Raw genomic sequence first — 11,847 nt, 5'->3', positions numbered from 1 at the left:
AAAGTTTTATGTCACCCGACGGAGACAACATCCTTCGGTTTGCGGTCGATGAAGCGCCGCGCGATCAGCCAGCAGCCGGCGGCCCATGTCGCACCGGCACACCAGCCACCCAGGACATCGGTCGGATAATGCACGCCGAGATACAGCCTCGACAGGCCGATGATGAAGGTCAGGAAGATACCCGCCGCGATCATGAACACCCGCGTCGAACGATATTGCTCGGCGCGTGAAAGCAGCGCCGCCAGCGTCAGATAGGTGACCGCCGACAACATCGCATGGCCACTCGGGAAACTCAGGTCGTGAACCTTGACCAGATGCGGCACGATTTCCGGCCGCGGCCGGGCCACCCCGAGCTTGAGCACGCTGCTGACGACCCAGCCACCGGCAATCGACAGGAACATGAAGGCGGCAATCGCCTTTTGCCGGGCAAGAAGAAGATAGACCACCGCCATGGCGGTCATCAGCGACAGGACCGTCACGCCACCCAGCGCCGTAATATCCTTGACCGCATGCGTTACCCAGGACGGCGCGATCGGCAAAGCAAGGTCGCTCGTCTGCCGGAATGCCAGCAGGATTTCCTCGTCGAAGGCATGCGTGTCGCCTTCCATGACCTCCCCCGTCAGCGTCAGGAAGGCGAAGAACCCGCCGGCCACGGCCGCAAAGGCAATAAGCCCGAGCGGCTCGAACGTCATGAACCGGTCGATGAGCCTTTGACGGACGGACTGATGGGTGGGCATGCGCGCTCGCTGATCGGTGAATGATCCGGGTTAGGTAGGGGGCCGCTGCAATCCCGCAAGAATTGACAGCCAACCAATCCCGGTTTCTGCACAAATTGTGGCGAATTTCGCAGGCGCAGCATGCCAGCTGGAACCTTGCCCGCTCATACTGCGTTTGCCGCACATTCCCTGCCAATATCGAGAGGCCTGTCGTGGCTCAAACTCAGCGCGCTCCGCAAAATCATCCCGACGCAACCGAAGGCAACCAGATCGACCCCGCCGAAATTCGCGACCAGCCCGACGAGGGTGCGCCGACGGATGGCGAGACTGCGGATCAGGATGCGCCGAAGACGTCGATCTTCAGGCGCCATCCTGTCTGGATCGCCGTAATCGTGCTGACCGTGATCGCCGTCGCGGTGGCATGCTATTTCGTCTGGCTGGTCTTTTTCCACCCTTATGAGACGACCGACGACGCCTTTGTCGACGCGCGCAGTTTCTCCGTCGCTGCCAAGGTCTCCGGTTATCTGGCCGATACGTCCGCAACCGACAACCAGCATCTGGCGGCCGGCGCGGTAATCGCCAGGATCGAACCGCGTGACTACCAGATTGCGCTCGATCAGGCCGATGCCCAGGTGGAATCGGCAAAAGCGTCGATCACCAATACCCAGGCGCAGATCGAGGTGGCCAAGGCATCCGTCGACGAAGCCCGCGCCCAGCAGTCGTCGTCGGAAGCCGCTTTGCAATTCGCCAGGGATGAAGCTGCCCGCCAGCAACAGCTGCTGAAAGGCGGTGCCGGCAGCCTGCAGACCTCGCAACAGGCCGATTCCAACCTGCGCCAGGCGCAGGCGACCTACGCGCAGTCGGGCGCCAGCGTCACTTCGGCAATGAAGAACCAGAACGCCGCCGCAGCGCAGAAGGCGAGTGCCGAGGCGAGCCTCAAGGAAGCTGAAGCGCAGCGCGAAACCGCTGCCCAGAACCTCAACTACACGACGATTACCGCCGCCCAGCCAGGCCGTGTCGTCAAACTCTCCGGCGCCAAAGGCCAGTTCATCCAGGCCGGACAGGCGATCGCCATGTTCGTGCCGGACGACATCTGGGTCACCGCCAATTTCAAGGAAACCCAGTTGGCCAACATGCGTCCCGGCCAACCCGTCGATCTCGTTATAGACGCCTATCCGGACCACCATCTGCGCGGCAAGGTCGTCTCGGTCCAGCCGGGATCGGGCACCGCCTTTTCACTTCTGCCGGCCGAAAACGCCACCGGCAATTACGTTAAGGTCACCCAGCGCGTGCCGGTCAAGATTGCCGTTGACGAATGGCCGAAGGACGTTGCGATCGGCCCCGGCATGTCGGTCGTCCCGACCGTCACCGTCAGGCCGAGGGACTAGTCATGGCAATGGCAGAGGCCGGTGGGGCAAACAAAGGTGGCGGCGCTCGCACGGGCGCGGCGAAAGCCACCAATCCGTGGCTGGTGGCGATCGTCGTCGCCGTCGCGGTATTCATGGAAGTGCTCGACACGACGATCGCAAACGTTGCCCTGCGCTACATATCGGGCGGCCTCGGCATCAGTTCCGATGAGGCCTCCTGGGTCGTGACGACCTATCTCGTCTCCAATGCGATCGCTCTGATCGCCTCGAGCTTCATCGCCCAGCGTTTCGGCCGCAAACGTTTCTATCTCATCTGTCTTGCCATTTTCACCATTGCCTCCGTCATGTGCGGCCTTGCCTGGGACCTGCCTTCGCTGCTGATTTTCCGCATGATCCAGGGTTTTGCCGGCGGCGGCATGGTACCGGTGTCGCAATCGATCCTCACCGATGCCTTCCCGCCGCAAAAACGCGGCCAGGCCTTCGCCATCTTCGGCGTCGCGGTCGTTGTCGCCCCGGTTGTCGGACCGACCCTCGGCGGCTGGCTGTCCGACAATCTCTCGTGGCACTGGTGTTTCCTGATCAACGGCCCGGTCGGTATTTTTGCTTTGGCGCTGGTCTATTTCTTCGTACAGGAGAGCGACGACGCCAGACGCAAACGCGAAGAGATGGTCAAGAAGGGCATCCGCTTCGACCTTGTCGGTTTTGCCCTGATCGCAACCTTCCTTGGCGCGCTGGAGTTGGTCCTTGATCGCGGTCAGGTCGAAGACTGGTTCGATTCGACCTTCATTATCGTCACCACCACAATCTGCGTCACCGCCCTTCTGGCTTCGATCCCGTGGCTGTTGACGAAGACGAACCCGGTCATCGATATCAGTCTTCTCGCCAGACGCCAGTTCGTCTCCTGCATGATCGTCATGCTGGCGACCGGCGCGATCCTGATCGCCACGACCCAGTTTGTGCCCCAGGTCTTGCAGGAAAACTATGGCTATACCGCAACTTGGGCGGGGCTTGCGCTGTCACCCGGCGGCCTTGTGACCATGTTCATGATGTTCATGGTCGGGCAACTGACGTCGATCTTCCAGCCGAAATACCTGATCGCCATCGGCGCCGGCATCATCGCCTTCGCCATGTATGACCTGACGCGGCTCAATCCGGACCTGAATTTCGGCTTTTTCGTCACCTCCCGCCTTTATCTCGGCCTTGGCCTGCCGCTGATATTCATCCCGATCACGGCTGCATCCTATTATGGTCTCAGGCCCGATCAGACCGACCAGGCATCGGCACTGATCAATGCCGCCCGCAATACCGGCGGATCGATCGGCGTCTCGATCGCCTCGAACGTGCTTGCCCATCGCGAACAATGGCACCAGAGCCGGCTGGTCGAACATGTCGTGCCGTCGGATCCGGCCTATGTCGAAACCCTGCGCAACCTGCAGAGCTTTTTTGCCGAACGCGGCGCAAGTGCCATCGACGCACAGAACCGGGCAATCGGCTATATCGGCGAACAGGTTCAGCAACAGGCAAGCTACCTCGCCTATATTGATGTCTTCCAAGTGTTGGCGATCATTTCCGCCTGCGCCATACCGCTGGCCCTGATCCTGAGAAAGGTCGATCTGAAGGCAGGCAGTGGCCCGGCGCATTGATCGCCTGCCCTTGATCGGCTCATTGAAGAGCGCGCCCCATTGACGGTTGCACCCGTTGACGGCCAAACCTGACGAAGCGCAGCCAGAAGGAAATCTCGATGCCGCAGACGGTGCTTTCCATCTCTACCCGTGGCCAAGGCCTCTACGAATTTACCGAGGAGGTCGAAAACTTCGTCCGCAATCACCATGTCGGCCAGGGCCTTCTGACGGTTTTCGTGCGCCACACGTCCTGCTCGTTATTGATCCAGGAGAATGCCGACCCGGAAGTGCAGCGCGACCTGAAGACATTTTTCGCCCGCCTCGTTCCTCCCTCCATCCATCCGGACATGGCCTGGGTCGTCCACACAGCCGAAGGCCCCGATGACATGCCCGCCCATATCAAGGCGGCACTGACCGCGGTCTCGCTCGGCATTCCCGTGAGCGGCGGCCGGCTGATGCTCGGCACATGGCAGGGCATCTACCTGTTCGAACACCGCGACCATCCGCATCGCCGCGAGATCGTCCTCCATCTGTCGGCCTGAAGCCCAGCCGATCTTCCACCTGCAGGTTTCACCCGCAATATTCGGCAATATTGCGCAATGAACCGCTCATGAACGTCTCCTTGGGCCTCCGTTCAGCCTCGGGCAGCTAGTCTTTGATCATCGCCTTGCGGGCCTGGACCCGAGGCGAAAGAAAAAAGCCTGCAGCAACCGGAGGATCATCCATGACCAGCTTGCTCACAAAGATCGGCCTTGCCGCCCTCGTCGCCCTTGGCAGCCTTACGGCAACCACATCCTATTCCGCCGCATCCGAACCCGGTTTCGGCCAAGGCGGCATGGGGACCTATGTCCAGTACCGCGACGATCACCGCGGCCGCGACCGTCACCGCCATCACGGCCGTCCGGGCTGCTCGCCGGGCTGGGCGGAAGAAAAGGCATCCCGCATGGGCCTGCGCCACGCCCGGGTGGTCGATGTTTCGAGACGCGCGATCGTCGTGGCCGGCCGTGGCTGGCATGGCCGCGACCGGATTGTCTTCGCCAACGAACGTGGCTGCCCGGTCATTCGCCGTTAACCCGGCCCTCATCGCCCAACAGGAAAGCCCGGCCATTCGCATGGCCGGGCTTTTCATATCCACCATCCGGATCATGTCATCTGCCGATGGAGCGATGGAATGATCCGGCTTTGTATTTCCATACGCCTCGAGGCGTGAAACCGCTTCGCATTTCGCGGCAATGACCCCGGTGGCGTGAGAACTTACTGCTGCAACGAGAAGGTCACGTTGACGGTGACGTTATAGGTGCTTTCACCGGCTGCAATAGGCACGCTGTCGCTGGCCTCCTTGGACATTGCCATGCGCATCATCGGCTGCGCCATCGGACGCACCGAATTTTCGCTCATTTCGATGATCCGGCCGAGCTTGATGCCGGCAGCCTCGGTCAGCGTCTTCGCCTTGGCGAGCGCCTGGGCAACGGCTTTCTTCCGCGCCTCGGTCAGCGCCGCTTCCGGATTGTCATTGGTGAAGCTGATCTGGCCACCTTCGTTGACGCCGAGCTTGACCGACTGGTCGAGCAGCCCGCCGAGCTTGGAAAGATCCCTCACCCGCACGGTCAGCGCATTGCTGACCTGATAACCGATGATTTTTCCAGGCTGGGTATTCCCGTCCTTGGCATCGGTCTGCTCGTGGCGCGGAAAAATCTGGAACTGGCTGGTCTGGATGTCGCGCTCTTCGACGCCCCGCTCATGCAGCGCGCCGACCACATTGCGCATCGCCGCATTGTTGGCGGTCAGCGCCGCCTCAGCGGTATCGGCCTGCTGCATCACGGTCAGAGACAGGATCGCCATGTCCGGCACGACGGCCATCTCGCCCTCCCCGGATACGTTGATCTGCGCCTCGCGCGGTTGGCCGCCGTCCTGCGCAAATGCTGCATTGAACAAAGGCGCCGCCACAAGTGCTGGCACGAATAGGGCGGCAGTGGCAAAACGGGTGACAGGGTTCATCGGCGCATCCTTGCTGGTCTCTTCAATTTGCCGCCCGGGCACCTGCCTGAGCAAAATACGGGAGCGGCATGCGGCACGCGCCATCATTGTGATGACACATGATTACTTCCTGCAATCCTATTGTGAAGCTAATGCGGCAACGGCTTGTGACCAGTGAAGAATTGCGTTAGAGCGAGCCTCACGGTGAGGCGAACCATTGCGCCTGACCGCTGCCATCGGCAGGGGGCCTGTAGCTCAATGGTTAGAGCCGGCGGCTCATAACCGCTTGGTTGGGGGTTCGAGTCCCTCCGGGCCCACCATTCCGTTTAAAAACGCTTAGATTTCAGTCTGATAAAAGACGGGCTTTCCTTGGGGGGACATCCAAGGGGAACATCGCCTTGCTCAATCCGGCCTACCTCGTGAAGTCACGGTGCGGCGTCTTCTATCTTCGCTGGCCTCTACCGAAGCAGCTACATCCACAGAAAAAAGCGTCCACAATCAAGCTTTCTCTACAAACCCGTGACCCACGAAAAGCATTGCGCTTGTCGCGTTCCCTGAGCCAGATAGGCGAACGATGGAACGAGTATGGAATTGCATACGGAATGCGGTACGAGGAACTTAGAAACGTATTGACTGATCATTTTCGGCGATTGCTGAACGAGGCTAAGGCCGAGATGAATGATACGGGTCCCCTGAACGAGTTGGATAGACAGGCATACCTGACCGGCAAACTTGTTGCTAAGCATGCGAGGAAAACGGACACGCCCTTGTCGCTGGTCAAATCAGACGACGACCTTCTGGCACGCTTCATCGACAAGTATGATCTAGATATTCAAACGGACGGTTCGCAATACGACTGGCTAGATCGAGAAATGAAGCTGTCTTACCACGGCTTCGTCAAAGCCGTCCTTGCCTACGATAAGTCGTTACGGCGCTACGATTTCGAGTGCGAACCAGGATCACCCACCAGTGACATGATCCGGCCGGATAGGGCTACGGGCATGTCCATTAATGAAGTAGCCACCGCCTACAGCAAGGAGAGGCAGCGCGGTAACGCATGGGCCGCAAAGACTATCATCGAGAAAGCGGACCATACGAGGCTGCTAGAGGAGATCCTCGGTGGCGATACAGACGTGCGCATGCTCACAGCTATGGACGCCAAACGGGTGAAGGACACTCTGCTTGCCTATCCGCGTAACCGTTCTAAAAACCCATTGACGAGAGGCAAGCCCCTAGCTGATGTCCTCAACCTTCCGGGCATCGAAACCATACAGGTCGCAACTATCAACAAGTACCTGCAAACGTACCACGAGCTGTTCGAGTGGGCGAAGCAGAACCATCATACCAGTGAAAACTTTTTCTCTGGTCTTGCCGTTAAGCAAACCAAGAAGAACAAGGATGGCGATCGGGACGCTTACACCACCGACCAAATCCAGCTGATACTCCGAACTGTCGAGCACAATGAGCATGGGCTAGTGACCAAACCCTACCAAAAGTGGGCCACACTCATCGGCATCTATACGGGTGCCCGACTTGGCGAGATCGCGCAGTTGGATCTCAAGGACATTCGCAAAGAGGACGGTATATGGGTTTTCGATATGAACGAGGACGGGGATCGAAAGAGCTTGAAGACGTCTGCCGCTCGTCGTCTAGTTCCGATCCACAACAGCCTACTTGACGCTGGACTGCTCGGTTACGTACAGGCCATGACTGACAACCGTGCATCTAGGTTGTTTCCCGACTTCAAATACGACCCTAAGAACGGATGGGGACGCCATCAAAGCCGATGGTTCAACAATACCTTGCTTGTAAAACTAGGGCTAAAAACCAAGACCCGTGTCTTTCACAGCCTACGACACACGGTCAACACTCGACTGCTACAGGCTGGGGTTGCCGACCCTCTAGTAAAGTCAATCATTGGACACGAGCAGGATGGCATGACGCACCGACAATATTTCAAGGAAGGCTTCACCTTGCAGCAACGCAACGAGGCGATGCAGAAGCTCGACTACAGTGCTCCCAGCCGAGAAATTTGACGCACCCTCGGGACAGCGTTCCCTAATACAGCAAAGACACCTTGTAGCCGTACGTGCGGCTTCGGGGCATCTAAACCCCTCGTGACCAGGATTGTGTGCGATTGAAGCGACACCACTCTTCGACCTATGATCGGGAGTAGCCTGCGGCGTATGCAGCATCTTGTCTCGTCCAAAGGCTGTAGCCCGAGCCACATTGTTCAGACCTGATAAACGGATGTAGTTCAGGTGAAGCCGTGCTTCCTCCTGATCCTCTCCAGTTCGGCGTCTATCTCCTCCTCTTCTATCTGTTCGGGTGTCTTGTAGACTTGCGATGGTGGTGCATCCTGCGGCACGAGCCGGATAAACGCCCCGTTTATAAGGATTTCAGCCACGAAACCTGCTTGCGCTGCACCAAGGCACAGTGCTTTGACCTGACGTTGTGAAAGCGCCATAGCTTTATTTGCCAAGGTGGTCTCCTCTTTCCCGAATATGAACCGTGCTCCAAGCCAGTATCAGGGTGACACCTCTTGTGCGCCCTCGAATCAACAGGTAACGCAAGTTACTTGAGGTGCTTTGACCGCGTGGCAATCAACCACTGCTTCGCCAGCCTCGTCATTTCGGAAGCTTCCAGGACCCGCACAACATCGATCAAGGCGCACACCGTGCAAGGTGCCGGATACCGGAAACAGATACGGCCACGAGATATGGATATTTGTGAACGAGGTTGGCGCCAGCTTTCGTCGCACTTGGATGCGGAGATTGCGGCTCAGCTCCAAGCGAGGCAATGGAGAAGTTGACAGTTACCCAGCCGTCCGCCGCAGACGGTCAATAAGGGAATGGACATCTAGCTCAATGATGTCGGCTAACGCCAGAAGCTCCAGCAAATCGACCCGCCGTTCACCGCTCTCGATATTGGCGACGAAGGGCTGATGGCGTCCAAGAGCCTTGGCTACCTGCGCCTGAGACAAGCCTTTAGCACGACGCTGCTCTGCAATCGCCGCTACTAACACTTCCTGTCTTTTGGAGTGCAGCGTTTTCGCCATGCTCGGTTGACTGTCCCTTCAACCGTGCGGTAATCCGAATTTCAGATTATCCAAAAATCGGATATTTGAGCCGAGACAGGCTACGGGGCAGGCAGTTGGAAATCATCATAGTTGGGTTGCTGGTGTTCGCTGGGTACAAGTTCATTCGGCACACCACGAGAGCGGGCAGCGAGGCCGTTAGGGCGTACTCCTATCTAGAGGCCTTGAAGATCTGCGGCTCGGTAGAGAGCGCGAACAGGGATGCCGATACGATTATGCGTGACATCCATTCCGAAGAGATGAGGTGTATAGCTCTCGCGGCAAAGCACCACCTACGAGTGGGTCATGGCGGAAAACAACTTCCGTTCATCGGTTACGCATATCGGCGTGGCATGGAGACTTCCATGCCTGTTTGGTACCAGAAACTAGCACTTTCAGCGCCCGAGCCAATCTCGCTGGAGGCAATTTACGGACGCGCGAATGCGATAGCCCCCCAGGCTACTGAGCCACAAGCGAACGAGCAACCAAACACCTATGATCGCTATGCTGCCTTCTACCACAGCTTTGCAAACGAGGTTCATCGCCTCTCAGGCAAGAGTGGAGCACACTTAAACATAATCGATTTCATGGAAGACCAGCCGCTACGAAAGGCCCATCATGATGGGGTTGACCCACTTGTGCTTGCAGCTTCATTTTGCCACGAACACAACCTGTCGATAGAACGGCACCAAAGCTACGACAGCTATTATGATGCCTTCGCCCGCGAGCTTCAACGCTTTGCCTCTGACCCGACACAGTTGCGCAACTGGCTTGGTGCAGTCGATCCAGCTCGGATCAACAGTAGTTTCGAACGGGGCATTCATCCTCGCTTAGTGGCCGATGGATTCTATCACCATATGAGGCAGCAATAGCAGCGTGAAATTATTCATCCTTACCGGCCTAGTGGCGGCTGTCGGTTGGCAGCCTCTATTACCCCCGCCTCTCCTATCAACTCTCTCAAAAGCCACCGAGAATTGGGGTACAATTTGGATTGTGCGGGAGCGACGTACGCAACAACTGTGTCGTTGACGGTGACACGATTTGGAGTAATGGCATCAAGGTCCGCGTTGCTGACATAGACACACCGGAAGTCAGCAAACCTCGTTGTGCAGCCGAAAAAGCGCTGGGAGATCGTGCAACTGCCCGCCTACTGGAACTTGTGAATGCCGGGACGTTCAAGATGCAGGCATGGTCGGGGCGTGACGAAGATAGGTACGGGCGAAAGCTTCGAGTGTTGGTTCGGGATGGCCGATCTCTAGGTGACATCCTTGTATCCGAAGGCTTGGCAAGGACGTGGACCGGAAGGCGGCAGCCGTGGTGCTGAACAGACACCCAGTACCCCTGCAAAGAACAGACAAAGCAAGAAGACGAGCCTACTAGAGCTCGTACCGGAATGACAACATAATCAGAGCTTTACTTCAATTTTAGATTTTCCGAATATTCCCATACTTACCCCTGGGCGAGCACTGACGCCGTTCAGCAGCCCAACACCCATCCAAAACCTGTCATGCGCTCTGTCGAGCTTCTGTGCCTCAACACGACCCGACCTGAAAACCATTGCGCCTTTTAGAAATGCCGACCGACAGTATTTCGCTTGATCGTGCTGCGCCCTACCGTTCTTGATGGATCGTTCCGCATACAATTCTGGTAGTCAGGGCACTCTATTCAGCTGGTAGGCACTACGTGTCGAATACCGGAGGAAAACCTATAGATATAACTATGTTAATATCCGGATTTTCACACCGCCTGGTAATCCTATCATCCAACTAAGCACTATATACTCGTATAAACATATACAATCGTAATTCTTGTTGTATTAATAATATGGCTATCAACATGATATTGTACGTATTACAGTATGCATTACCCCACAATATAACTAGATATTAATTTATTTATTTATACCAGTAGTAATATATTATCTACAAATCGTACATTATATTTCATACTTATTGTACATTATCCTTGTATTCATTCTCATATATATATCGGTCATTATCCCTAGTATTCCCACTGGTACATTACTAGTACATAACTGTTCATATATCTATCCAGATATCTGCTTAGACCGATACGCCGCTTTATATTGCTAAAAGGGTCCACAAAGATCAACGTATTGATTTTAAACAATAAAGACGCGGGACATTGTTGTCCCTTCGGCAGCGGAAGGTCTGGCAGACAGGAAACCGCTAATCCGGTCCTGCCGTTCCGGTCCGTCGCCCGTTAGAGACCCCACCTCGCCAAAGCCGCTTCTGATGCTACCGGCGTATCCCTGATCCTCAGTATCGCCTGTCTGGACAATCCGGTGACCTTGGCAATCTCGGAAGCCCCATTGCCGATTGCCAGCATATCCACCACCTGCCGGTATGTTTCTCGGTCGTAACTGGGCTTCTTTCCCCGGTACTTTTCGGCGTCGTCTTTCTTGGCCTCTATTCCGGCCCGCTGAGCGGCTTTCGTTGCTTCGGCCTGCGCCTGTGCCGTTGCGGCCATGAACGCGATCAGCGCGTCCCTGACGGCCTGCTGTATCGGGTCTGTCGTCGCCCCATCGAACGTCATACCATTGATGACGGTTTTGATGACGACTCCCTCTCTCATGAAGTGCCGGATGGCGTCTGTTACATCCTCGTAGTTACGCCCAAGTCTATCGACCCACCGGACAACCAGCACATCGCCACGACGTAGCCTGTCATAGAGCCGCTTACCTTCCGCTCTGTCCCGGAGTCTGGTGCTAATGCCTGATACGGCATGGTCAGCAAATAGCTCGTCAATGACGAAGCCCGCTTGCTCTGCTTGCGTTCGCTGGTGGTCAAGCGTCTGGTCGATAGTCGATACACGGGCATACAGCACTGTCTTGGACACGGACTAATCCTCGTTCGTTAGGGTGGCGTCCGTTAAAATGCATGTCCGTTGAACGAAATCAACCCTTACGGATAGGTTTTCGTGCGCAATTCTGGGTGTACGCTACCCTATGCCCTTGCGGACAAGCCCCCCCTCCCCGCCTTATGTGGTTTGAAGATGTAGTGGGTTCTCGGCCAGTAAGGGCGGGCGCCGCACTGTGCCAAAATTCGGACTTGCGGGGCTGAGGGCAC

At 56.8% G+C, this 11,847-nt stretch carries 12 protein-coding genes and 1 tRNA gene; 8 read left to right on the top strand and 5 right to left on the bottom strand.

Translation table 11 applies throughout. The features are described 5' to 3' along the window. Nucleotides 1-11: 11 nt before the first annotated feature. Complete coding sequence (locus AC2GXZ_RS04705; RefSeq protein WP_483757944.1) at nucleotides 12-737, bottom strand: phosphatase PAP2 family protein; 726 nt, start codon at nucleotides 735-737, stop codon at nucleotides 12-14. 191 nt (nucleotides 738-928) lie between these two features. Between AC2GXZ_RS04705 and AC2GXZ_RS04700 the strand changes: the two genes are divergently transcribed. From AC2GXZ_RS04700 to AC2GXZ_RS04685, 4 genes are all read left to right on the top strand, one after another. Further along, nucleotides 929-2,104: an HlyD family secretion protein gene (locus tag AC2GXZ_RS04700; protein WP_483757943.1), complete on the top strand. Its 1,176-nt coding sequence runs from the start codon at nucleotides 929-931 to the stop codon at nucleotides 2,102-2,104. 2 nt (nucleotides 2,105-2,106) lie between these two features. Beyond that, entirely contained in the window at nucleotides 2,107-3,726 is a 1,620-nt protein-coding gene (locus AC2GXZ_RS04695; RefSeq protein ID WP_483757942.1) for a DHA2 family efflux MFS transporter permease subunit, read from the top strand. Between the two features lie 98 nt (nucleotides 3,727-3,824). Further along, nucleotides 3,825-4,247, top strand: coding sequence for a secondary thiamine-phosphate synthase enzyme YjbQ (locus AC2GXZ_RS04690; RefSeq protein WP_483757941.1), 423 nt, complete (start codon nucleotides 3,825-3,827; stop codon nucleotides 4,245-4,247). A 182-nt stretch (nucleotides 4,248-4,429) separates the two neighbouring features. After that, nucleotides 4,430-4,777, top strand: a complete 348-nt coding sequence (locus tag AC2GXZ_RS04685; protein ID WP_483757940.1) for a hypothetical protein — start codon at nucleotides 4,430-4,432, stop codon at nucleotides 4,775-4,777. Nucleotides 4,778-4,959: 182 nt separating this feature from the next. On the opposite strand, the gene AC2GXZ_RS04680 is transcribed toward AC2GXZ_RS04685, so the two are convergent. Next, the gene (locus AC2GXZ_RS04680) at nucleotides 4,960-5,703 is read right to left on the bottom strand and encodes an SIMPL domain-containing protein (RefSeq protein WP_483757939.1); all 744 of its coding nucleotides are present in this window, start codon (nucleotides 5,701-5,703) and stop codon (nucleotides 4,960-4,962) included. Nucleotides 5,704-5,926: 223 nt separating this feature from the next. Here AC2GXZ_RS04680 and AC2GXZ_RS04675 point away from each other — a divergent pair. Continuing rightward, a tRNA-Ile gene (locus AC2GXZ_RS04675) sits at nucleotides 5,927-6,002 on the top strand. Nucleotides 6,003-6,080: 78 nt separating this feature from the next. After that, entirely contained in the window at nucleotides 6,081-7,718 is a 1,638-nt protein-coding gene (locus tag AC2GXZ_RS04670; protein ID WP_483757938.1) for a tyrosine-type recombinase/integrase, read from the top strand. Nucleotides 7,719-7,939: 221 nt separating this feature from the next. Here the strand turns inward: AC2GXZ_RS04670 and AC2GXZ_RS04665 are convergent, their stop codons facing one another. Next, complete coding sequence (locus AC2GXZ_RS04665; protein ID WP_483757937.1) at nucleotides 7,940-8,164, bottom strand: hypothetical protein; 225 nt, start codon at nucleotides 8,162-8,164, stop codon at nucleotides 7,940-7,942. 333 nt (nucleotides 8,165-8,497) lie between these two features. Then, nucleotides 8,498-8,740 (bottom strand): helix-turn-helix domain-containing protein, encoded by a 243-nt coding sequence (locus tag AC2GXZ_RS04660; protein WP_483757936.1) that lies wholly within the window; start codon nucleotides 8,738-8,740, stop codon nucleotides 8,498-8,500. A gap of 95 nt (nucleotides 8,741-8,835) precedes the next feature. On the opposite strand from AC2GXZ_RS04660, the gene AC2GXZ_RS04655 reads away from it, so the two are divergent. Both AC2GXZ_RS04655 and AC2GXZ_RS04650 read left to right on the top strand, forming a co-directional pair. After that, nucleotides 8,836-9,630: a hypothetical protein gene (locus AC2GXZ_RS04655; RefSeq protein WP_483757935.1), complete on the top strand. Its 795-nt coding sequence runs from the start codon at nucleotides 8,836-8,838 to the stop codon at nucleotides 9,628-9,630. Nucleotides 9,631-9,749: 119 nt separating this feature from the next. Further along, nucleotides 9,750-10,082 (top strand): thermonuclease family protein, encoded by a 333-nt coding sequence (locus tag AC2GXZ_RS04650; protein ID WP_483757934.1) that lies wholly within the window; start codon nucleotides 9,750-9,752, stop codon nucleotides 10,080-10,082. 899 nt (nucleotides 10,083-10,981) lie between these two features. On the opposite strand, the gene AC2GXZ_RS04645 is transcribed toward AC2GXZ_RS04650, so the two are convergent. Further along, nucleotides 10,982-11,617 (bottom strand): recombinase family protein, encoded by a 636-nt coding sequence (locus AC2GXZ_RS04645; RefSeq protein WP_483757933.1) that lies wholly within the window; start codon nucleotides 11,615-11,617, stop codon nucleotides 10,982-10,984. Nucleotides 11,618-11,847 lie beyond the last annotated feature (230 nt).

It is taken from the genome of Aliirhizobium sp. YIM B11859, from assembly GCF_057163345.1.
This window is presented reverse-complemented; position numbering and strand designations above follow the sequence as displayed.